The organism is Streptomyces sp. NPDC041124 (assembly GCF_055592385.1).
Genome location: NZ_JBVIYR010000004.1, coordinates 175,346 through 196,947 on the forward strand (window position 1 = coordinate 175,346; position 21,602 = coordinate 196,947).

Annotated in this window: 18 protein-coding genes and 1 pseudogene; 10 read left to right on the top strand and 9 right to left on the bottom strand. The window is 73.8% G+C overall.

Annotated elements, in window-relative coordinates:
• Nucleotide 1: 1 nt before the first annotated feature.
• Entirely contained in the window at nucleotides 2–2,668 is a 2,667-nt protein-coding gene (locus ACZ6A9_RS12510; protein ID WP_468983433.1) for a winged helix-turn-helix domain-containing protein, read from the bottom strand.
• Nucleotides 2,669–2,777: 109 nt separating this feature from the next.
• Here ACZ6A9_RS12510 and mmuM point away from each other — a divergent pair, with 109 nt between their 5' ends.
• A complete protein-coding gene (mmuM, locus tag ACZ6A9_RS12515; RefSeq protein ID WP_468983435.1) occupies nucleotides 2,778–3,701 on the top strand; it encodes a homocysteine S-methyltransferase in 924 nt (307 codons plus the stop codon).
• 20 nt (nucleotides 3,702–3,721) lie between these two features.
• On the opposite strand, the gene ACZ6A9_RS12520 is transcribed toward mmuM, so the two are convergent.
• Together ACZ6A9_RS12520 and ACZ6A9_RS12525 are read right to left on the bottom strand one after the other, a co-directional pair.
• Nucleotides 3,722–6,274, bottom strand: coding sequence for a SpoIIE family protein phosphatase (locus ACZ6A9_RS12520; protein WP_468983437.1), 2,553 nt, complete (start codon nucleotides 6,272–6,274; stop codon nucleotides 3,722–3,724).
• Nucleotides 6,275–6,495: 221 nt separating this feature from the next.
• On the bottom strand, nucleotides 6,496–6,975 hold the full coding sequence (locus tag ACZ6A9_RS12525) for an ATP-binding protein (protein WP_468983439.1): 480 nt from the start codon (nucleotides 6,973–6,975) through the stop codon (nucleotides 6,496–6,498).
• Nucleotides 6,976–7,121: 146 nt separating this feature from the next.
• Here ACZ6A9_RS12525 and ACZ6A9_RS12530 point away from each other — a divergent pair, with 146 nt between their 5' ends.
• Nucleotides 7,122–7,940, top strand: a complete 819-nt coding sequence (locus ACZ6A9_RS12530; RefSeq protein ID WP_468983441.1) for a helix-turn-helix domain-containing protein — start codon at nucleotides 7,122–7,124, stop codon at nucleotides 7,938–7,940.
• Complete coding sequence (locus ACZ6A9_RS12535; RefSeq protein WP_468983443.1) at nucleotides 7,937–8,122, top strand: DUF397 domain-containing protein; 186 nt, start codon at nucleotides 7,937–7,939, stop codon at nucleotides 8,120–8,122. The genes ACZ6A9_RS12530 and ACZ6A9_RS12535 overlap by 4 nt, the downstream gene beginning before the upstream one ends.
• A gap of 447 nt (nucleotides 8,123–8,569) precedes the next feature.
• Here ACZ6A9_RS12535 and ACZ6A9_RS12540 read toward each other — a convergent pair whose 3' ends face one another.
• Nucleotides 8,570–9,376 (bottom strand): hypothetical protein, encoded by an 807-nt coding sequence (locus ACZ6A9_RS12540; protein ID WP_468983445.1) that lies wholly within the window; start codon nucleotides 9,374–9,376, stop codon nucleotides 8,570–8,572.
• 229 nt (nucleotides 9,377–9,605) lie between these two features.
• On the opposite strand from ACZ6A9_RS12540, the pseudogene ACZ6A9_RS12545 reads away from it, so the two are divergent.
• Together ACZ6A9_RS12545 and ACZ6A9_RS12550 are read left to right on the top strand one after the other, a co-directional pair.
• A pseudogene (locus ACZ6A9_RS12545) lies at nucleotides 9,606–9,830 on the top strand (DNA alkylation repair protein); the annotation flags it as partial.
• Between the two features lie 69 nt (nucleotides 9,831–9,899).
• A complete protein-coding gene (locus ACZ6A9_RS12550; protein WP_468983448.1) occupies nucleotides 9,900–10,460 on the top strand; it encodes a DinB family protein in 561 nt (186 codons plus the stop codon).
• Nucleotides 10,461–10,477: 17 nt separating this feature from the next.
• Here the strand turns inward: ACZ6A9_RS12550 and ACZ6A9_RS12555 are convergent, their stop codons facing one another.
• Complete coding sequence (locus tag ACZ6A9_RS12555; protein WP_468983452.1) at nucleotides 10,478–12,022, bottom strand: carboxylesterase/lipase family protein; 1,545 nt, start codon at nucleotides 12,020–12,022, stop codon at nucleotides 10,478–10,480.
• 213 nt (nucleotides 12,023–12,235) lie between these two features.
• On the opposite strand from ACZ6A9_RS12555, the gene ACZ6A9_RS12560 reads away from it, so the two are divergent.
• On the top strand, nucleotides 12,236–13,303 hold the full coding sequence (locus tag ACZ6A9_RS12560) for a LacI family DNA-binding transcriptional regulator (protein ID WP_468983455.1): 1,068 nt from the start codon (nucleotides 12,236–12,238) through the stop codon (nucleotides 13,301–13,303).
• Nucleotides 13,304–13,545: 242 nt separating this feature from the next.
• Nucleotides 13,546–14,772 carry an MFS transporter gene (locus ACZ6A9_RS12565; protein ID WP_468983458.1) on the top strand — a complete coding sequence of 409 codons (1,227 nt, stop codon included), beginning with the start codon at nucleotides 13,546–13,548 and terminating at the stop codon, nucleotides 14,770–14,772.
• Here ACZ6A9_RS12565 and ACZ6A9_RS12570 read toward each other — a convergent pair.
• Nucleotides 14,747–15,436: a ThuA domain-containing protein gene (locus ACZ6A9_RS12570; protein WP_468983461.1), complete on the bottom strand. Its 690-nt coding sequence runs from the start codon at nucleotides 15,434–15,436 to the stop codon at nucleotides 14,747–14,749. The two genes, ACZ6A9_RS12565 and ACZ6A9_RS12570, sit on opposite strands and share 26 nt — an antisense overlap.
• A gap of 94 nt (nucleotides 15,437–15,530) precedes the next feature.
• Between ACZ6A9_RS12570 and ACZ6A9_RS12575 the strand changes: the two genes are divergently transcribed.
• The gene (locus ACZ6A9_RS12575) at nucleotides 15,531–15,935 is read left to right on the top strand and encodes a VOC family protein (protein ID WP_468983463.1); all 405 of its coding nucleotides are present in this window, start codon (nucleotides 15,531–15,533) and stop codon (nucleotides 15,933–15,935) included.
• Here ACZ6A9_RS12575 and ACZ6A9_RS12580 read toward each other — a convergent pair.
• Both ACZ6A9_RS12580 and ACZ6A9_RS12585 read right to left on the bottom strand, forming a co-directional pair.
• Nucleotides 15,918–16,604 (bottom strand): helix-turn-helix domain-containing protein, encoded by a 687-nt coding sequence (locus ACZ6A9_RS12580; RefSeq protein WP_468983465.1) that lies wholly within the window; start codon nucleotides 16,602–16,604, stop codon nucleotides 15,918–15,920. The two genes, ACZ6A9_RS12575 and ACZ6A9_RS12580, sit on opposite strands and share 18 nt — an antisense overlap.
• Before the next feature lie 10 nt (nucleotides 16,605–16,614).
• Nucleotides 16,615–17,550 (bottom strand): AraC family transcriptional regulator, encoded by a 936-nt coding sequence (locus tag ACZ6A9_RS12585; protein WP_468983468.1) that lies wholly within the window; start codon nucleotides 17,548–17,550, stop codon nucleotides 16,615–16,617.
• 81 nt (nucleotides 17,551–17,631) lie between these two features.
• On the opposite strand from ACZ6A9_RS12585, the gene ACZ6A9_RS12590 reads away from it, so the two are divergent.
• Entirely contained in the window at nucleotides 17,632–18,474 is an 843-nt protein-coding gene (locus ACZ6A9_RS12590) for an NmrA family NAD(P)-binding protein (RefSeq protein ID WP_468983470.1), read from the top strand.
• A gap of 115 nt (nucleotides 18,475–18,589) precedes the next feature.
• Here ACZ6A9_RS12590 and ACZ6A9_RS12595 read toward each other — a convergent pair whose 3' ends face one another.
• Nucleotides 18,590–19,741 (bottom strand): YihY/virulence factor BrkB family protein, encoded by a 1,152-nt coding sequence (locus ACZ6A9_RS12595; RefSeq protein ID WP_466426637.1) that lies wholly within the window; start codon nucleotides 19,739–19,741, stop codon nucleotides 18,590–18,592.
• A gap of 89 nt (nucleotides 19,742–19,830) precedes the next feature.
• Here ACZ6A9_RS12595 and ACZ6A9_RS12600 point away from each other — a divergent pair, with 89 nt between their 5' ends.
• Nucleotides 19,831–21,465 carry an acyl-CoA dehydrogenase family protein gene (locus tag ACZ6A9_RS12600; protein ID WP_468983475.1) on the top strand — a complete coding sequence of 545 codons (1,635 nt, stop codon included), beginning with the start codon at nucleotides 19,831–19,833 and terminating at the stop codon, nucleotides 21,463–21,465.
• The last annotated feature ends 137 nt before the right edge of the window (nucleotides 21,466–21,602 follow it).

Here is a 21,602-nt window from a genome sequence, read left to right on the forward strand (position 1 = left end):
GTCACAGCAGGTCCAGGTCACGGGCGCGGCGTACCGCCTCGTTGCGGCGGTTGACCGACAGTTTCCGGTAGACGCTCTTCAGGTGGGTCTTGACCGTGTTCACCGACACGTACAGGTCGGCGGCGATCTCCTCGGTGGACATCGTCATCGCCAGCCGCCGCAGCACGTCGCGCTCGCGCCCGCTGAGTTCCTCGACGAGCGGGGGCGCCGGCCCGGGCCGGCGCGGGGAGGGGCCGGTGCCGGGCGCCAGCCAGTGCGGCGACGCCGTGCCCAGGTACGGCCGTATCCACGGCCCGGCCTCGCGGAAGGGCCGGCGCAGCCGCTCCCGCCGCGCCTGGGCCAGGGCCCGCGCCACCAGCCGCCGTGCGGTCGCGCCGTCCCCGGCCCCGTGCGCGGCCTGCGCCCGCACCAGCGCGGCCCGGACGGTCACCGCGGGACCGGCCCTCTCCTCCGGGCGCACCCGGTCGAGCAGGCGTACGGCCTCGGCGGCCCGCCCGGTGGCGAGGTGGAGCCGCGCGGCCCCCACCGCGCACGCCACCTGCTCGTCGGGCACCTCCTCCAGCAGTTCCGCGGCCGTCTCCGTCCGGCCCGCGGCGAGATGCGCGGCGGCCGCGACGAGCGCGGTCTCCCCGCGTGCCCACGGCGAGGCCGCCTCGGCCGGCACCTGTGCCTGCACCGTCTTGAGCGCCGCCTCCGCGTCGCCTCGCGCCAGGTGCAGACGGGCGGCCGTCAGAGCGCGTCCGGCCTGCAGTACGGGGTCCCGCAGCGCGGGGTGCGACCCGGCCGACGTGTCGAGCAGGGCCTGCGCCTGCCCCAGCTCGTCGCGGTCCACGGCGACGGCTGCCAGGACGAGCCGTTCCACTCCGGACCCGGACGGCTGGGGCAGGCCGAACCGTTCCGTCTCGGCGAGGGCCTCGCGGGCCTTGTGTTCGGCGCTGCCCGGCCAGCCGTGCAGGTAGTCGATCAGGGCGAGTCTGCCCAGCGAGTCCTCCCGCGGGAGCGCCGTGGCCGCGCCCGGGGCGGCGTCCGCCACCGCCGCGAGGGCCGCCCGCGCCTGCGCGAAGTGCCCGGCCCACAACCGCGCCGACCCCAGGTGGTCCATCAGCAGCGCGGTGAGCTCCGGATGCCGGTCCAGCAGCCCTTCGGGGACCGCTCCCCACAGCTTTCCGGCCGCCCGCGCGGCGTCCTCCGCCCGGTCCGGCGCGCCGGCCATCCGGGCGGCGAGCGCCTCCAGCAGGGCGCAGGTCAACCGGATGGGCGCCGCGTCCGGTGTGCCGTCGTACTCCCCCAGCGCGTCCTGCGCGCGATGCAGATGGGTCAGCCCCGCGTCGAGTTCGCACCGGGCGAGCAGGCCGGCCGCCCGCACCAGTTCCGGGGCGGGCCCCGCGCTCTCCCGCCCCATCCGGGCGAACAGCCCGGTCACCGCGTCGGAGCGCAGCCCGGTGAAGAACTGTCCGATGGCGAGGTCGTCGACCAGGGCACCGGCGGTGAACTCCCAGTCACCGGCGGCGGCCCCGTGCCCGAGCGCCTCCGCGAGCTCCCCGGAGCGCCGCAGCCACACGGCGGCCCGCAGGTGCAGCTCGGGTTCCCGGCCGGGCCGCCGCATCCGCAGGTGGGCGCGGAGGATCTCCGCGAACAGGGGGTGGAGGCGGTACAGGCCGTGCCCGACGTGCTCGACGAAGGCGTTGTCCCGGCTCAGCCGCGCCAGCCTGCCCGCGGCGTCGTCGCGCCCGGTGACCGCGTCGGCCAGTGCGGCAGAGAACCGGTCGAGCACGCTCACCCGCAGCAGCAGCTCCTGTGTCCCGGCGTCCTGCCGTTTCAGCACCTCCGCCAGCAGGAAGTCGGCGATGGCGCTCCGGTCCGCCTCGAACTCCGCCACATACGCCTCCGGGTCCGGGCTCTGCCCCGCCGCCAGCGCGGACAGCCGCAGTCCGGCGGCCCACCCCCGGGTGCGTTCCACGAGTCCGCGCACCGCGGCCGGGGGCAGCCGCAGCCCGTGCAGCTCCATCAGCCGGGCCGCCTCGTGCGGGGTGAACGCCAGCTCGGCGTCCCTGATCTCCGTCAGCTCACCGGCGGCCCGGTAGCGGTGCAGGGGCAGCAGCGGCTCCGTGCGGGTGACGAGGACCAGCCGCAGTCCCGGCCCCGCGTGGTGCAGGACGAACTCCAGCTGCTCGGCGATCCGCGGGGAGGTGACCCGGTCGAACTCGTCGAGCACGACGACCACGGGCTCCTCCCGGGCGCTGAGCCCGGCGGCGAGCCGGGACCGCAGGCCGGGGCTCAGCCGGTTGGCGTCCGCCGGGAACCCGATGTCCGCACCCGGCGGGACACCGGCGACGCGCAGGGCATGCAACAGGTACGCCCAGAACATCCCGGCCGCGTCCCCGACCGCGTCGGTGGTGAGCCAGGCGACGGGCGGTCCGCCCTGCCGGTCGAGATGGCGCACCCAGTCGGCGACCAGCAGGCTCTTCCCGGCTCCGGCCGCCCCGTTGACCATGGTCAGCGGGGTGCGCAGGGCCTCGTCCAGGTGCCCGGTCAGCCGGGGGCGCGGCAGGAACGTCACGGGACGCGGCGGAACGGCGAACCTCGTCCGCAAGAACGGGTCCCCGTGCGGGTCGACGAACCGTCTCCGCGAGGAGGCGTCCGCCGCCTGTCCGTCGACTCCGGTCACGGCACCCACCGACCCTGTTCTCTCCGGCCACGGCTGTGCTCCCTCCCAGCTTCGCAGCAGTGCGGCCGGACGGCGCGCGGTGACCGGTGCCCGCACTACCGTCGGGGCCATGAGCACCGGTACCACCACTCCCGTCCTCGCCGAGGCGCTGGCCGACGGCCGCACGGTCGTCCTCGACGGCGGTATGTCCAACCAGCTCGCGTCGGCGGGGCACGACCTGAGCGACGCCCTGTGGTCCGCCCGGCTGCTCGCCGAAGCCCCGGAGGCGGTGACCGGGGCACACCGCGCCTACTTCGAGGCGGGTGCGGACGTGGCGATCACGGCGAGCTACCAGGCGACGTTCGAGGGTTTCGCGCGGCGTGGCATCGGCCGGGACGAGGCGGCCTCCCTGCTCTCGCTGAGCGTGGAGTGCGCCCGTACGGCGGCCGGGCTGGTCCGGGCGTCCCGTCCGCTCTGGGTGGCGGCCTCGGTCGGCCCGTACGGGGCGATGCTCGCGGACGGTTCCGAGTACCGGGGCCGGTACGGCCTGTCGGTCGGCGAGCTGGAGCGCTTCCACCGCCCCCGGATGGAGGTCCTGGCCGCCGCCGGTCCGGACGTGCTGGCCCTGGAGACGATCCCCGACACGGACGAGGCCGAGGCACTGCTGCGCGCGCTGCGCGGCCTCGGCACACCGGCCTGGCTGTCGTACTCGGCGGCCGGCGGCCGCACCCGGGCGGGCCGGCCGCTGGAGGACGCCTTCGCCCTGGCCGCGCGGGCGGACGAGGTGATCGCGGTCGGCGTGAACTGCTGCACCCCCGAGGACGCCGATCACGCCGTCGCCCTCGCCGCCCGCGTCACCGGCAAACCGGTCGTGGTCTACCCCAACAGCGGTGAGACGTGGGACGCGGGGGCGCGGGCGTGGACCGGCCGTCCGACGTTCACCGCCTCCCGCGTCGCGGGGTGGCGGGAGGCGGGGGCCCGGCTGATCGGCGGGTGCTGCCGGGTGGGGCCGGAGACGATCGCGTCGGTGGCGGAGGTGCTCCGGCCTTCCTAGGGCCTTCGCACCCGCACCTGTCAGCGGCCGGTGTCGTCCACCCCATTCGCCCCGTCCGGACCGTCCGTCCCGTCCCGCCCGGGCACGCCGAGCAGGAGCAGGGTCACGTCGTCGTCGTGGTCGGCCGGGGCGGTGATGAGGGTGGTGATGAGCCGGTCCGCCGCCCGGTCGAGGATCTCCGGTTCGGCGCGGGTGCCTCCCAGCACGACGGCGGCGGTGCGGGCGAGGACGTCGATCCGCGCCTCGATGTCGGCGCCCGGCTGTTCGACCAGCCCGTCGGTGTAGAGGAGGAGGACGCTGCCCGGCGGCAGCGGCACGGTCGTCTCCTCGAAGGGCAGCCCGCCTCCGCCCGGGTCGTTGACTCCGAGGGGCACGCCGACCGGTGTCCCCAGCCGGCCGGGGGGCCAGCCGGGGGGCAGGACGATGACGGGCAGGTGGCCCGCCGAGCAGACGGTGACCTCGTACGTGTCCTGGTCCAGGACGAGGTAGAGACAGGTGGCGAGCTGGCCGGGCAGGTCGCCGACGAACGCGTCCAGTGAGGTCATCAGCCGGCTGGGCGCCGCGCCCGTACGGGCCAGCGCGTGGGAAGCGGCGCGCAGTTGCCCCATGACGGCCGCCGCCTCCAGTCCCCGGCCCATCACGTCGCCGATGACGACGCCCGTGCGGCGGCCTCCGAGGGGGATGATGTCGAACCAGTCACCGCCGACCCCGGGGTCCCGCACAGAAGCCAGGTACCGGTACGCGCTGGGCAGGTGGGCGAGGGTGGGCGGCTCGCCCATCAGGCTGTGCTGCAGGGTGTAGGCGATGTGCCGGTGCTGCTCGTAGCGTTCGGCGCGCTCGGCCTCCGCCCGCCGGCGCTCGGTGATGTCCCGCACGAACAGCACGGCGAGGGTCTCCCGCTCGGTCTGGAGACTGCTGACGCTGACCTCTACGGGGAAGGTGGAGCCGTCCCCGCGCAGCCCGTACAGGTTCCGTTCCACCACCGCCGGCCGCGGGTCGCGCCGGCGCAGGTAGGCGTCGAGGAGGGCGCCCTGCCGCCGGCGTGTCGAGGCGGGCGCCAGGTCGGCGGCCCGGGTGCCGACGAGAGCGCCGGGCGAGCGGCCGAACACCCGCTCCACCTGGGCGTTGGCCATGACGATGGTGCCGCTGCCGTCCGTGATGAGCGTGGCGTCGGGCGCGGACTCCAGCAGTGCGCGGAACCGCCGGTGCGCCCGCTGCACCTCGCGCTGGGCGGCGACGCGCTCGGTGACGTCGGTGACCACACCGCCCACGGCGTAGGCGGCACCGGACGTGTCGTTGAGCGGGAAAAGGGTGGTCAGGCACTCCCGCGGACCGTCGGGCAGGGTGAGCTGTTCCTCCCGCTGCACGGGCCTGCCCCGGGCCAGCATCGCGAGGTCGGCGTCCCGCGCGTGACGGGCGAGGACGGCCGGCATGACATCCAGGTCGCGGCGGCCCAGCACCCGGTCGCGGTCCACCCCCAGGCTCTCCTCGAACTGCGTGTTGACCGCGAGGAAGCGGCCCTGAAGGTCCTTGATGAACACCGCCGCGGGCGTGTGGTCCATGAAGTCCTGCAAGAGTTCGTTCTGGCGCACCTGCCAGGCGAGACGGGCATGGGACACCTCGGTGCGGCGGCCCACCGCCAGGACCGCGAAGATCACCACGGTGAGGGCGGCGACGTGCCCCCACACCAGGAGGGCGGTCGCCAGCCTCGGCCCGAACAGCCCCGCGCTCTCGCCGGCCAGGACGCCCCAGCCCAGCAGGGGCGGCACGACCACGGCGGTCACGAGCAGGCGGCGCCCCAGCGCGCCCGTCGTGCCCGCGTTCATGACGAGCCCGGTCAGCCCCTCGTCCGGCCGGGTCAGGAACGCGGCCGCGCCCAGCAGGACCAGCGCCGGCGCGGTGTGCAGCGCCATGCCCGTGTAGGCGCCGAACCGCTCCAGCTCGGGCACCTCGTAGGCGGCCCCGTACAGCCGCAGCATGCCGAGGGCCCCGACCACCAGCCCCATGACCTGGCTGATCCACGCGGGGAGCCGGCGCGTACTCGCGCACAGGGACGCCGCGCCCGCAAGCGTCAGGGCCACGGCGGTGTTCGGCGCCATCCGTCCCGGCGCCTCGGTCTGGACGCCCGCGGTGTCGTCCTCGAAGAGGACCTCGTCGACGCCGAGGCCGGTCCCGGTGACGTACTCGGCCAGGGTGAGTGCGCCGAGCACCAGTGCCAGGGCCGCTGCCGTGCGGGCCGCCGTGGTCACCCACGGGTGGTGCACCGGACCGCGCGCCACGAGGAACAGCGAGGCTCCGAGCGCCACGACGGCCAGGGCGGTGTTCGCCTTCATGGACACCGCGACACCGGGCAGCACGCTCTTCAGCACGTCGACGTCGAGGATCCACCCGGTCAGGCCCACCAGGCCCAGAAGTGCGGCGAGCAGCGCCGTGATCCCGGCCGCCGCGCGGACGGCGGCCAGAGCGGGCGGGTGGAAGGGCAGGCTGTCGGCGCGCTCCGCTCCCTGGACACCGGGCAGCCCGGAGGCGTGCTGTTGTCTCGTCACCGCGTTCTCGTCCCTGACGGATGACACACCCGCCACAATCGGCTCACACCATGCTAAGGAACACGAAAGGGATGGGCATGTGCCGGGCACGGCAGGAGGCGCGGGCGGTGCGGAAGCACCGTGCCCGGACCACCGCGGCGGGGCGGCCGGTCCGCGGGCGCGGGCGGTGTCCTCGGCGGCCCGAGGCGCCGGCGGCCCCGAGGACAGAACGGGTGGTGATCACACGTGGACGCCGTCCCGCTCGATGGCTACGCCGATGACCTCCCGGACCGGGCGGCCCCGGCGTGCTGGTCGCCCCGTTCACCCGGCACCGGGGGACACACCATCGCGTCGGCGGGAGGACCATCCGGGCGAAGGTCGAACTGCGCGGCAGCGCCGCGTGACGGCACGACGGTAGTGGCGAACTCGCACCACACGACCTTGCCCGGGCCCCTCTCCCTCACCCCCCACCTGTCCGCCAGCCCGGCCACGAGCAGCAACCCGCGCCCGCTCTCGTCGGGTGCACCGGGCGGTACAGCAGGCACGCCTCCGCCACTGTCGTGCACCTCCACACGGACACATTCGGCGTACGGCAGCAGCCTCAGCAGAAGGCCCCGGCCGGGCGGTACTCCGTGCAGCAGGGCGTTGGTCGCCAGTTCACTGACGCACAGCAGCACGTCGTCGATCCGCGGTGCGTGCACACCCCAGTCCTCCAGCACCCGCCGCGCGAACGCCCGCGCACCGGGCACGGAGCGCCGTTCACGAGGGAAGAAGCACTCACGGGGACAGGGGACCTGGGTCCGTGTCCACCATGGAACAGTCCGCGCACCCGTACGGCCCGACTGTACGGATGCGCGACGGTGAACGTACGCGCACGGCTGGGGAGTTCCACCTCATGGGCACCACGACACGGAGAAACGCCTCGGCGATGAAGATGGTGGGCGCGCTGCTCGCCCTGTACCGGCAGTCAGCCGGCCACACCCAGAAGTCCCTGGGCGAGCGCTTCGTCATCGGCGAGCAGCAGATCGCCTCCATCGAACAGGGCAGACGCCCGTTGAAGCCGGACCTGGCCGAGCAGCTCGACGACCTCCTCGGCACGAAGGGAGCCCTGTCGGTCGCGCTCAGCCGGATGCCGGAGGTGGACCTGGTGCCGCTGTGGGCGGAGGAGTTCTTGGACCGGGAGCGGGAGGCGATCGCCATCTCGTCGTACGAGAACCAGGTAATGCCCGGACTGTTGCAGACGGAGGCCTACACCCGGGCGGTGTTCCGCAGTCGCGTTCCGCTCTACGACGAGGACACCATCGCGCGGATGACGGCAGCGCGCATCGAGCGCCAGGGGATTCTGCACGACAGGGCCGCGCCCATCACATGTTTCGTGGTGTGGGAGCCGGTGGTGCGAGCTCCGATCGGCGGGAGGGAGGTCTGGCGCGAGCAGCTTCGCCATCTGCGCAGGTGCTCCGATCTGCCATGCCTCATGCTCCAGGTCCTGCCCCTTGACCGGGCTAGCCACGCTTCACTCGACGGACCGTTCGTGCTGCTGGAGACCCCTGAACACCAGCGGCTTGCCTACACGGAGAATCAGCGCGGCAGCCAACTGATCGCCGATCCCGACGAGGTGGCGATCCTCACGCAGAAGTGTGCGATGCTGCGGTCACAGGCCCTCACCCCCGAGGACACGAGAGAATTGCTGGACCGTCTCCTGGGAGAGCAATGAGCAGCACCGCACTTCGGTGGTTCAAGTCGAGCTACAGCGGCAGCGAAGGCGGCAACTGCCTCGAAGTCGCCCCCCAGCCCGCCGCCGTCCACATCCGCGACTCCAAGACCCCGGACGCTCCCCACCTCACCGTCACCCCTGAGGCCTGGGCGGCCTTCCTCTCCGTACCGTCGACGGAGTAACGGCACACGCGCTCACTCGGCTGCCCAGCGGAAAGAGATTATGAAGTAGATCACCAGGGGCAACAGAACGAGGAGAACGAACCCGCCGAAGACTTTGGCCCACATCGCCGTCCTGCCAGGGCCTCGACTCGGCATGTTCCCTCCAATGCCCTCTGGGCGTTGACAGTTGTCGACTCCACTGACTGATCATTTCAGAATGAGATATCCGGGACAGCGAAGGCTGAGCATTGGCACTGGTGGTTGATGGCCACTAGGTTCGCGTCATTGAAGGTTGAACGGCTGAAGCTTGGGAGCAGTGCGTGTCCTCGTTGGATGAGTTGCAGGCCCTGCTTGGCGAACCCGCCCGCCAGTAATCCACCCCAGATGACTGGAACCAAGTTGAGCAACACGTAGGCTCCCCTCTGCCCAGCGACTGAAAGACGTTTCTCAACGCCTACGGCAGCGGGGTCATCTCCGGCAAGCTCGTCGTCTTCCACCCGCGTGGATCAAGCCCGTTGCTGGAGCGCATGCGCAAGACGCACCAGGCCTCCGCCGTTGCTGCATGCAGTCTCGCCGATTTGGGGTCCTCGGGGGTGCCCCCGCCGCAAGCGACGGCGTCTGTATGCCGACCGTTGTTACGACTTCGGAGACCTGGCGGGTCACCCGGCCCAGCGCGTCGTACATGTAGACGGTCCGGGCCTTGGTCTCCGAGGAGATCACCGCGGTGAGGTTGCCGTCGGCGTCGTACTCGTTGGTGCGGGTGCGCAGTGCCGTGGTTCCCGTCCCGAACTCCGTCGTCGCGGTGGTGTTACCGAGAGCGTCGTATGCGGTGGTCGTGCGTCGGTTCGTCGCGTCGATGGTCTCGGTCAGGCGGCCCAGACCGTCGTAACCGAATCGCGTGGTGCCTGAAGGGTCGGTCAGTGTGAGCGGTTCGCTTGCCGGGTTGTAGGTGCCCGTTGTCGTGACACCGCCCGGCGTCGTGGACGCCACCTGCTGATCCGCGTCGTTCCAGGTGTACCGGGTGATCAGGTTCTGCGGGCTCGGGAATCGCTCGGCGGTGGTCGAGGTGAGTTGCCGTCCGAGTTCGTCGTAAGTGGCCTCCGTGCGGGCGCCGGTGGGGTCGGTCACCGACAGCTGAGAGCCGGTAGGAGTCCACGTGTAGCGGGTGATGCCGCCGCCATCCGCGCTCGGAGAGCCAAGCAGGTCGGGGTCGCTGCTCTCCATGGCCGCCAGCGCGGCGGCCGCTCCGGCGGCAGGGTCCGTCTGGCTGGTCACCTGGCCGAACTGGTCGTAGCCATAGCGGGTGACACGGCCCCACTGGGTCGGTGACCGCCTGCGGCAGGCCGAGCGCGTTGTAGGCGGTTCGGGTGGTGGCGGTCAATGGTGCTGCGACACCGGGCGGAGTGTATTCCGGCAGGGTCACGGCGGTCGTGCGACCGAGTCGGTCGAACTCGGTGAGGGTGATCTCGCCGCGTGCGTCCTTGGCCTCCGTCGGCTCGCCGAAGACGTCGTCGAGTCGGAGATGAGGGGCGCCCCGGACCGTCTCCAGTGGGCGATGAACCACTGCCTCGCCAGGATCGGCATCGACCACGCCGAGGACCGCGCCCGGGCGATCGGCATCGGTGAGCGGCTGGAGGTGCTCAAGGACTACCCGGTGTCCCCGGGCTGCACGTCGCCGTTCGCGCCGGTGTGGATCGGCGAGATGGTGGGCCGGCGGCAGGGCGGGTAGGCCCGTCGGGGCGGCACGGGCGGGAAAATCGATGGCGCGGCCGGGCCCGCCCCGTCCAGCATGGGTCCCATGACTGACGAACCCGCGCGCTGGACCGAGGCGACCGTCTACCCCGACATGTGGGCCGACCCCGACGCGGACCCCCGCAACAACGACGGCCCCGCCCCGGACGGGGAGCTCGCGACGCTGGTGGACGTGCTGACGAACTACCGGCTGACGCTGCGGATGAAGTGCGAAGGGCTGGACGCGGAGCAGTTGGCGCGGCGGTCGGTGCCGCCGTCGACGATGTCGCTGCTCGGGCTGGTGCGTCACCTGGCCGAGGCGGAGCGGGACTGGCGCAACTGGATCACCGACGGGGAGCCGCTGCCGAAGCTGTACGGCAGGCGGGACGGGGACTTCGACGGGGCGGTCGGTGATCCGGCCGTGGTCGAGGCGGCGTACGCGGATCTGGAGCGTGAACAGGCGGCGACGGACTCCGCGTTGGACGGGCACGCGGACCTCGGGGTGCGGCTGGGGAAGGAAGGGATCGCGGTGCGGGAGCTGTTGGTGCACCGGGTCGAGGAGTACGCGCGTCACTGCGGGCACGCGGACCTGTTGCGCGAGTGCGTCGACGGGCGGGTCGGGCAGTAACGGGACCGCCCGCACGATCAGTTGCGGCGCAGGGCGCCCGTGCGGCGCAGGCGGCGGATGACCGAGCGGAGTTCGGGGGGCTGGGCGGTGCTGACGGGCGCCTCCGGGGCGGTCCACAGGGCGAGTTCGCGGTCACGAGGGCCGTGGGCGGTGTGTGGGGCGCCGTCCCCGAACACCCGCACCGGGTGTCTGTCGTACCACCGTTCCCATCCGGGAGAACCGTCGGTCACGAACCGCACCCAGGCGCCGTGCATCGCGTCGGACAGCTCCTGCGGCGCGCCCTCGCCGGCGAGTTTGCGGGCGTCGGGCTCGTCGCCGCTGTCGAAGACGAAGCCCAGTTCCAGGGCGTGGCAGGCGCCCATGCCGGGACGGCGGGAGGGCCAGGCGAACTCGTAGACGTACGAGGGGGCCTCGCGGCCGTCGGCGAGGCGGTGCAGCGGGGCGCGCAGCAGGTGGTCGGTGACCATCTGGCCGACGGTCTCGGCGGGACCGGCGCCGGGGTGCAGGGTGCGGTAGCCGCGCGGTACCTCGCTGCCGCAGTGGCAGCGGGCCATCGCACCGGCCAGGGCGACCGTGCCGAGGCGGTCGACGCGTTCCAGGAGGCCGCCGGGGACCAGCCAGAGGCGGTACTCGTCGCGGGTCCAGCCGGTCAGGAGACCGACGCCGGGGGCGGCGCCGCCGGTGAGGGCGTCCAGGGGGTCGCGCGGGACGAGGTCGCCGTCGACGACGACACCGAAGGCGGGACCGCCCAGGACAGGGCTGCTGCGGCGGCCGATGTCGGCCTGCACCCGGAGCAGCAGCTCTCGGTCGACGGCGGCGAACGCCTCGGCGGTGGCGGGTGTCTTCAGGCGGGCCGCCATCCGGCGGACCATGCGCCGCACCTTGTCGCGGTCCGTGCCCTCCGGCGGGCCGCTCTGCAGGACCGCGCGGCGGACCAGGCCCTGGGCCTGCGGGGCGGCGACGAGGGCGCCCGCGCTGATGGCCCCGGCGGACTGGCCGCCGAGGGTGACGCGGCCGGGGTCGCCGCCGAAGGCGGCTATCGCGTCGTGGACCCACCGCAGGGCGGCCAGCTGGTCGCGCAGGCCGGGGTTGGCGGGGGCGTCCGGGAAGAGGCCGTAGCCCTCGACGCCCAGACGGTAGTTGAGGGACACGAAGACGACGCCGTCGCGGGCGAAGGTGCCACCGTCGTAGACGGGGACGGCGGAGGATCCCCTGGTCAGGGCGCCGCCGTGGAGCCACACCAGGACGGGGAGCCGGGCGTCGGGGGACGGGTCCGGGGTCCACACGTTCAGGTTGAGACAGTCGTCGCCGGGGATCTCCGGGTCGGAGAGGTACTGGGCGAAGGCCTCGGAGTACGGGGGTTTCGGTGCCGTCGGGCCGAAGGCGCCGGCGTCGCGCACGCCGTCCCAGGGCTCCGGGGGGACGGGCGGGCGGAAGCGGCGGGGACCGAACGGGGGTGCCGCGTAGGGGATGCCCCGGAACACGGCGGCGTCCCTCTCCCAGCGGCCGCGCACGGCACCGTACGGCGTTCTGACCACGGGGTTCGCTCGGTCTGCCGTCACGTGACCACCAGCCCTTCACCGCGCCGCGCTGACGCGCCGGCCCCCTTCCGGCCCGACCGCTGCCGGCCGGGCACACCGATCACCACAAGAGCACCACACCGCTCATCGGTATTCCTGTCGTCTGTGAGAGTTCTTCCCGCCCCGAGCCACCGGACCTACAGTAGGAAGCGCTTTCTATGTGCTGTCCGTCCGGTGGAAGGTGAGGGTGTGCCGATGGCCCGTTCGGGTGGTGCCGGGATGACGGCGGGGCCGACGCTGGCCGTCGTGGCCCGCGAGGCGGGTGTGTCCGTGCCGACCGCGTCCAAGGTCGTCAACGGCCGTGAGGACGTGGCCCCGGAGACCCGTCGCCGCGTCACCGAGGCCCTGGACCGGCTCGGTTACATCAGGCGGCCCCGGTTCGAGGGGGCCCGGTCCCCGCGCCTGGTCGACCTGGTGGTGCACTCCCTCGGCGACTCGGTGTCGGGCGCGGTCCTGCACGGCGCCGAGGAGGCGGCACACGACGCCGGACTGGAGATCGTCGTGTCGGCGGCCCTCACCCGGGACCGGGCCGGGCGCCCGGAGCGGGAGCGGGCCTGGCTGGACAAGCTGGTGCTGCGCGGGTCGGCGGGTGTGCTGTTCCACCTGGTGGAGCCGGCCGCGCCGCAGTACGCCTGGCTGGAGCAGCACCGTGTCCCCTTCGCGATGATCGACCCGGTGCACGAGCCGCCGCCGGGCGCGGTCTCGGTGGGCGGGGCGAACTGGCAGGGCGGGGTGACCGCGACCGAGCACCTGCTGTCCCTGGGCCACGAGCGCGTCGCCGTCATCGCCGGCCGCCGGCGCACCATGTCCGGGGCCGCGCGCGTCGCCGGCTACCGCTCGGCCCTGGCCACGGCCGGGCTGAGCCACCGCCCGGAGTACGTGCGGCACACCGGGCCCGACGAGAGGGCCGCCCGCCGCCGGATGCGGGAACTCCTCGATCTGCCGGAGCCGCCCACGGCCGTCTTCCTCTGCTCGGACCGGATGGCGTTCGGGGTGTACGAGGCGCTGGCCGAACGGGGCCTGCGGGTGCCGGAGGACATGAGCGTGGTCGGCTTCGACGACCTCCCCGAGGCGCGCTGGCCGACCCCGGCGCTGACCACCGTCCGCCAGCCGCTGGCGGAGATGGCGGCGACGGCCCTGCGGCTGCTGCTGCGCATGAAGGACGGCCACCGTCCCGAGAGCACCCGCACGGAACTGTCGACCCGGCTGGTGGAACGCGCCTCCACGGCTCCTCCCGGTTCGCGTCCGGGCGGTCGAGGCTGAGGGGCGGCGCCCGGGCGGACACGGCGTGACACAGCTCACGGAGACAGACGGCCGGATCTTGGAATGCGCGGCCCGCCGCGCTTGCTGCCCCCCTTGTGGGCGCGCTCTGCCCATGGGCCTGCCCTCTTCCGGGGGTCGCCGGGCAACGGTGCTCAGCGCGACCGGCCACGAGCGCCGGGGACGACCTCGGTCCTTCCCCTCCCTCGATCCGGCCCGCTGTCTTCGAAAGGTTCCACCGCACCATGCCCCTGGCTCTGCTGGCCCTGGCCGTCGTCGCGTTCGGCCTCGGCACGACCGAGTTCGCCACCATGGGGCTGCTGCCCCAGATCGCCGACGGGGTCGGCGTCTCCGTACCGGACGCCGGCAACCTCGTCTCCGCCTACGCGCTCGGTGTCGTCATCGGCGCGCCGGTGCTGACGGGCATCGGTGCCCGCATGCCCCACAAGCGGCTGCTGCTGCTCCTGACCGGGCTGTTCGTCGTCGGCAACGTGGCGTCCGCGCTCGCGCCCACCTACGGCACGCTCTTCGGCGCGCGCTTCCTGACGGGGCTGCCGCACGGGGCGCTGTTCGGCGTGGGTGCCGTCGTGGCCTCCCGGCTGGTCGCCCCCGACCGGGCGGCGCGGGCCGTCTCCCGCATGTTCCTCGGACTCACCGTCGCGAACATCGTCGGCGTCCCGGCCGGCACGGCCCTCGGCCAGCAGCTGGGCTGGCGGTCCGCCTTCCTCGCGATCGCCGTCATCGGGCTCGCCGCCCTCGCCGCGCTGGCCCTCTTCGTCCCCCACCAGCCCCGTGCCGGACAGTCCGGCATCCGCCACGAGCTGCGGGCGATGGGCAACCGGCAGGTCGCCATCGGCCTGGCCGTCGCCGTGGTCGGCTTCGGCGGCTTCTTCGCCGTCTACAGCTACCTGGTGCCGATCCTGACGAACGTGACGGGCATCTCCGAGTCCTCGACCACCCTGGTGCTCGCGCTCTACGGCGTCGGCATGACGCTCGGCACGCTGGTCGCGGGCCCGCTCACGGACCGCGCCCTGCGGCCGACGCTGTACGCGGGACTCGCCCTGCTCGCCGCGGCGCTGGTGACGTTCTCCTTCACCGTGCACAGCACCTGGCCCGCCCTGGTCACGATCACCTTCATCGGCGCGCTGGGCTCCCTCATCACCACGCCCGTCCAGATGCTGCTCATGGCCAAGGCGAAGGACGCCCCGACCATGGCCGCGGCCTCCAACCACTCCGCCTTCAACCTGGCCAACGCGGGCGGCGCCTGGCTCGGCGGCCTCGCCCTCTCGGCCGGCTGGGGCTGGACCTCCCCCGCCCTGGTCGGCGCCGTCCTCGCCGTGGCCGGCCTGGGCCTCGCCCTCACGGGCGGCCTGCTGAGCCGGGGCGACCGCCGCTCCGAGGTGATCACCACCTCCTCCGCCGGGGCCCCGGTGGAGGACGGCCGGGTCACGGCGGCCCGCCGCCAGGACTGACCCGCTCGCCCGCCCCGGCCGCCCAGCCGATCCCGCCGCGCAGGTGAGCGAGGAACGCGGGATCGCCGTAGGCGTCGGCGGCGTGCCCCAGCGCGGTGTAGAAGACCCGCCCCGCACCCTGGTCACGGCACCATGCCAGGGGGTGGTCGGGGCCCATCCCCCCGCCCTCGTACGACGACTCGTCGGCGCGGAGGAGGACCCGCGCGGCGGGACGCGGGCTGGTGCGGAAGTCGTACCACTCGTCGGTGAACTCCCAGACGGCCGGCAGGTGCCGGGTCGCCGGGTGGCCGTGGTCCTCGACCACGACGCGGCCCGGCTGGAGGGCCGGGTGCCGGTCGAAGCGGGCCCCGAGGAGTTCGCCGTAGTACGGCCAGTCGTACTCCGTGCAGGCGGCGGCGTGCACCCCGGCGAACCCTCCGCCCCCCTCCACGTACGCCGCCAGCCGCTCGCGCCCGGCCGGGGTGAGGACCTCGCCGCTGGTGGAGAGGAACACCACGGCGGCGTACCGGCCGAGCGGCCGCTCGAAGACGGCCGGGTCCTCGGTGGCCTCGACGTCGAAGACACCGAGATCCCGCAGGGCGGCGACACCGGCCGGAATGGAGTCGTGCCGGTAGTCGGAGGTGCGGGTGTACACCAGGAGCGCGGAGCGGGCGAGGGCGGCCATGCGCCGGAGCCTATGCGCGGGCGCCCGACATTTCCCCGGTGGGTGTCCGATTCCTTCAAGACCGCCGTGCGGGCGCGACCCTACGGTGGGCCCCATGAGTGCACGATTCGATGCCATCGGGATGGTCGTCTCGGACATGGCCGCCTCCGTCGCCTTCTACCGGCGGCTGGGGTTCGCCTTCCCCGAGGGGGCCGAGACGCAGGGACACGTGGAAGCCGAACTGCCGGGCGGGCTGCGGTTCATGATGGACACGGAGGAGGTGGTCCGCTCCTTCCACACGGAGTGGCGGCCGCCGGCGGCGGGCGAGGGCAGGACCTCCCTCGCGCTGCGGTGCGACAGTCCGGCGGACGTCGACTCGCTGTTCGGGGAGATGGCCGCCGCCGGGGGCCGGTTCGAGCTGAAGCCGTTCGACGCGGTGTGGGGGCAGCGCTACGCCGTCCTCCTCGACCCGGACGGGAACGGCGTGGACCTGTTCGCTCCGCTACCCGCGGGCGAGTAGGCGACCCAGCGGCAGTCCCGTCAAGTCCCTCACGTCGCGGGCCAGATGGGGCTGGTCGGCATAGCCGGCGCGGGCCGCCGTCTCGGCGAAGGGGACGCCCGCGCGGGCCAGGTCGAGGGCGCGGCGCATACGCAGGATGCGGGCCAGGGTCTTGGGGCCGTAGCCGAAGGCGGCGAGGGAACGGCGGTGCACCTGACGCGCTGTCAGGCCGAGTTCGTCGGCGGTCGCGGCGACCGGGCGGCCCGCGTCGAGGGCGGACGCGAGGCGGGTGAGCAGGGGGTCGGGCGGGACGGTGTCCACCGCCCGGCGCAGGGCGAGGTCCTCCAGGCCCAGCGCGGGGTCGCCCGCGGCGTCGACCCGGGCGGTGAGACGCCGTACCTCCGCGGCGGGCCACAGGTCGGCCAGTTCGACGCGGCGGTCGCGCAGTTCGTGGGCGGGGACGCCCAGCAGGGCGGGCGCGGTGCCGGGAGGGAAGCGGATGCCCGCCCAGGCGCTCGGCTCTCCCCCGGTGAGGTGGGCACGGGTGTCCGGGCCGGCGACCAGCAGGCGTCCGTCGTGCCAGAGCAGGTCCATGCAGCCGTCGGGCAGCACCCTGCCCTGCCCGTTCCCGGACGGGGTGTTGGTCCACACGACCGCGCCCGCCAGCCGGGACGCCCGCTCCCTGTACACGTCGCCCAGGCTACGCCGCGCGCGTCCGCCACTCCTGGGGGCTGACCCCGTAGGCCCGTTTGAAGGCGGTGGACAGGGCGAAGGCGCTGCCGTAGCCGACCTGGCGGGCGAGGGCGCCGATGGTGTCGTCGGTGTCGCGCAGGCGGTCCGCGGCGAGGGCGAGGCGCCAGCCGGTGAGGTAGGTCATCGGGGGTTCGCCGACGAGCCGGGTGAAGCGGCGGGCCAGGGCGGCGCGGGAGACGCCCGCCTTCGCGGCGAGGGCGGCGACCGTCCACGGGTGGGCGGGGCCGTCCTGGAGCAGGCGCAGGACGGGGCCGACGACGGGGTCGGACAGGGCCGCGTACCAGGCGGGCGGCGCCGCCTCGGGCCGGTCGAACCAGGTGCGCAGTGCCGCGACGACCAGCAGGTCGAGCAGGCGGTCCAGGACGACCTCCTGTCCGGGGGCCTCCCGCACGATCTCCTCCAGGAGGAAGGGCAGGAGCGGGCAGTCCCACGCGTCGGCGGTGAGGGAGAGCAGCGGGGGCAGCGCGTCCAGCAGGCGTCCGCCGATCTCGCCGCGCATCCGGTAGGTGCCGATCAGCATCACCGTGCCGCCGTCGGGGCGGTCGCCCCAGGTGCGGACGCCGAGGTCCATCACACCGTTCAGGGGGCGGCCGTCGGGGTAGTGGCACGCGCCGCCCGGGAGGATCAGCGCCTGTGGGGCCGTCCCGGGGGCGTCGGCGCAGGTGTACGGGGCGGGGCCGCGCGCGAGGGCGAGGTCGCCGGGGCGCAGCCGCAGGCGCTGTCCGCCGTCCCGCACGATCCACGCGTCGCCGCGCACGAGGACCATCACCGTCAGCGGGGCGCCGTCCTCCACGCGGACCGCCCACGGCGGGTCGAAACACGCCCGGATCATGAACGCGCCACGAGCTCTGGGGCCTTCCAGCAGGCCGGTGAGTACGTCCATGGGGTCAGCGTAGACGCGGGCGTATGGGAGTGAGCCGCTCGGCGATGGTCCGCCCGCGGGCACGGCAGTTGAATCGATCCCATGACGGACGACGTGAAGAACGCGAAGGACATGACCTTGGTCGTCACGGGAGCCTCGGGGCGTACGGGGAGCCGGGTGGCGCGGGCCGCGGAGGCGGCGGGGATGACGGTACGGGCGGCGTCGCGGGCGACCGGGTTCGACTGGAGGGACCGGTCGACGTGGGAGCGGGCCCTGCGCGGGGCGGACGCGGCGTATCTGGCGCACCCGGTCGATGTGGGGGCTCCCGGGACCGCGGAGGCGGTCGGAGAGCTGGCCGGGGTGGCGGTGGGGCTGGGGGTGCGGCGGCTGGTGCTGCTGTCCGCGCGGGGTGAGGACCAGGCGCTGCCCGCCGAGGAGGCGCTGCGCGCGTCGGGCGCGCAGTGGACGGTCGTACGGGCCGCCTGGTTCGCGCAGAACTTCAGCGAGGGGCCGCTGGTGGACGAGCTGCGGCGCGGGGAGTTGGTGTTCCCGGCGGGTGAGGTGGCGGAGCCGTTCGTGGACGCGCGGGACATCGCCGAGGTGGTGGTGGCCGCGGTGGCGGACGAGGAACGGTACGCGGGCCGGACGCTCACCGTGACCGGGCCCCGGCTGCTGACCTGGCGGGAGGCGGTGGCGGAGATCGCGGCGGCCACGGGACGGATACTGACGTACCGGCCGGTGCCCGTGCGCGACTACGCGGAGGCGCTGGTGGGGCTGGGGGTGCCGGCGGAGGAGGCCGCGTTCCTCACCGAGGTCTTCGGGGCGCTGCTCGACGGGCGCAACGCGCACGTGGAGGACGGGGTGCGACAGGTGCTCGGGCGCGAGCCGCGGGACTTCTCCGGGTTCGTCGGGGAGGAGGCGGCGGCCGGCACGTGGAAGGCGTGAGCCGATGCCGGGGCGCTGCCGGGTCGGTTCGCCCCCGCCGCCCCGTCCTTGAGGGCTTCGCCCCCAGATGCCGTTTTCGGCCCTGAACGGGCCTCGTCCTCGAACGCCGGACGGGCTACTTGTCCTCGGGGGGCGGGGATTCGCCGTTCTTCGGGTGGATGGTCTTCGCGTGGGCGCGCAGGCGGGCCGTGACGTCCTCCGGGGGGAGGAAGCGTGACCAGCGTTCGGGGAACTCGGAGGGCATGTCGGGATCGGCCTCGCCGGTGTGGTCCGCCGTGGCGGCGGTGCGGGCGACGTACTCGGCGACCTGCGCCTGCCGCAGCCGCTCGTTTGCCTCGCGGGCGGCGGCGGTCGCGGCGGCCGGCCAGACCCGGTCGATGGCCGCGTTGACGGCCGCGCCGACGAGCACGGCGAACGCGGACACACCGATCCACAGGAGCACGGCGACGGGGGCGGCCAGGGAGCCGTAGATGGTGGGGCCCTCGACGGTGTTGGTCAGGTAGATCCGCAGCAGGAAGCTGCCCAGCACCCACATGCCGAGGGCGACCAGCGCACCGGGCACGTCCTCGATCCACGGGGAGCGCACGGGTACGGACACGTGGTACAGCGTGGTGAGGAACACGATGGACAGCACGATCACGACCGGCCAGTACAGGATCTGGACGAGCGTCGTCGACCAGGGCACGATCTCCACCACCGCGTCCGGTCCCGCGACCATCAGCGGCAGCGCGATCGAGCCGATCAGCAGGGCCACGATGAACAGCAGGAAGGCAAGCAGCCGGGTCTTCACGATGCCCCGGACGCCGTCGAGGCCGTACATGACGGTGATCGTCTCGATGAAGACGTTCACCGCGCGGGAGCCCGACCACACGGCGATCAGGAAACCGAGGGAGATGACGTCGGGCCGGCCGCCCTTCGTCACGTCCCGCAGGATCGGTTCCGCGATCTGGCTCACGCCCCGGTCGGACAGCACCGTGCGGGAGGCGTCGAGCAGGTTGCGCTGCAGGCTCTGGATGGTGTCGGCGCCGGTCCAGGCGTCGACGTAGCCGAGCAGGCCGATCATGCTGAGCAGCAGCGGGGGCACCGACAGCAGCGTGAAGAACGCGGCCTCGGCCGCCAGTCCCAGGATCCGGTACTCCATGCAGGAATTGACGGTGTCCTTGAGCAGCAGCCAGGCCGTCCTGCGTTTGGAGACGTTCCGGTAGAGGGCCCGGGCCCGGTGGAGGCGGCCGGAGGGCGCGTCTGGGGATTCACTTGCTGGCTGCACGTCCTAAAGGTATCCGTCGTGCCTGGTCGCACTCACCCAGAGGCCCGGTCGCCGGGTGAGGGCGGACTGCCACGGGGTACGTTCGGGACATGGCAGGCAGCACGCACACCGTGACCAACCAGGCTCCCCCGCTGGTGCAGTACGACGTCTTCGGCGCCGACCGGGCCCTGGTGGAGGCGGTCGAGCGGCATCTGGCCGCGGACGTGCTGGAGGAGGGGCGCTCGGAACTGTCGGGGCTCGGGCGGACGGTCGGCTCCGCGCAGGTGCAGGAGTGGGGGGTGCAGGCCAACGAGAACCCGCCCCGGCTGCGCACCCACGACCGCTACGGTCACCGGATCGACGAGGTCGACTTCCACCCCGCCTGGCACCGGCTGCTCGGCAAGGGCGTCTCCGCGGGGCTCACGGCGGCGTGGGGGCGGCCGGGCGGACACGTACGGCGGGCCGCGGCGTTCCTGATGTGGACGCAGGCGGAGGCCGGCAACGGCTGCCCGCTGTCGATGACCCACGCGGCGGTGCCGGCACTGCGCGCCGACCCGGGGCTGGCGGCGCAGTGGGAACCCCGGCTGACGTCGACGGTCTACGACCGGGCCCTGCGGCCGCCCGGCCAGAAGCCCGGCGCGCTGTTCGGGATGGGCATGACGGAGAAGCAGGGCGGCAGTGACGTACGGGCGAACACGACGGCCGCGCGGCCCCTGGCCGAGGACGGCGCGTACGAGCTGACCGGGCACAAGTGGTTCTGCTCGGCGCCCATGTCGGACGGATTCCTGGTGCTGGCACAGGCGCCCGGAGGTCTCACGTGCTTCCTGGTGCCGCGGGTGCTGGAGGACGGCACGCGCAACGTGTTCCTCATCCAGCGGCTCAAGGACAAGCTGGGCAACCGGTCCAACGCGTCCGCCGAGGTCGAGTTCGACGGGACGTGGGCGCGCCGGGTCGGGGACGAGGGGGCCGGGGTGCGCACCATCATCGGGATGGTCGCGGCGACCCGGCTGGACTGCGTGCTGGGCTCCGCCGGGCTGATGCGGCAGGCCGTGGCGCAGGCGGTGCACCACTGCACGCACCGTGCGGCGTTCGGCCGCACGCTCCTCGACCAGCCGCTGATGCGCAATGTGCTGGCCGATCTGGCGGTGGAGTCGGAGGCGGCCACCACGCTGGCGCTGCGGCTGGCGGCGGCGTACGACGACGGCGGTGAGCAGGAGCGGGCGCTGCTGCGGATCGCGGTGCCGGCGGCGAAGTACTGGGTGACCAAGCGGTGCGCGCCCGTCGCGGTCGAGGCGGCCGAGTGCCTGGGCGGCAACGGATACGTGGAGGAGTCGGGCATGCCCCGGCTGGTGCGGGAGTCGCCGCTGAACTCGGTCTGGGAGGGTGCCGGCAACGTGCAGGCGCTGGACGTGCTGCGGGCGCTGCGCCGGGAGCCGGCGGCGCTGGACGCGTACCTGCGGGAGGTCGGGCGGGCGCGCGGGGCGGATCACCGGCTGGACGCGGCGATCAAGAACCTGCTGACGGAACTGTCCGACCTGGAGGGTGTCGAGGGGCGGGCGCGGCGGCTGGTGGAGCGGCTGGCGCTGGTGCTCCAGGGGTCGCTGCTGGTGCGGTACGCGCCGCCGGAGGTGGCGGACGCGTTCTGCGCGGGACGGCTGGGCGGCGACGCGGGCGCGTCGTTCGGGACGCTGCCGCACACGCTGGACCTGGCGTCGGTGGTGGAGCGGGCCCGGCCGGTGTCCTGAGCGGGCGACGCGGGGGTGGTGCTGCGCCGACACGGCACCACCCCCGCCGCACGGGCCCCTTGAGAGCCGTGGACGCCGCTCGGGACGGCGTCGCTCCATGTTCGATCAGCCCCCGGCCGTCCACCAGGGTTGCAGGG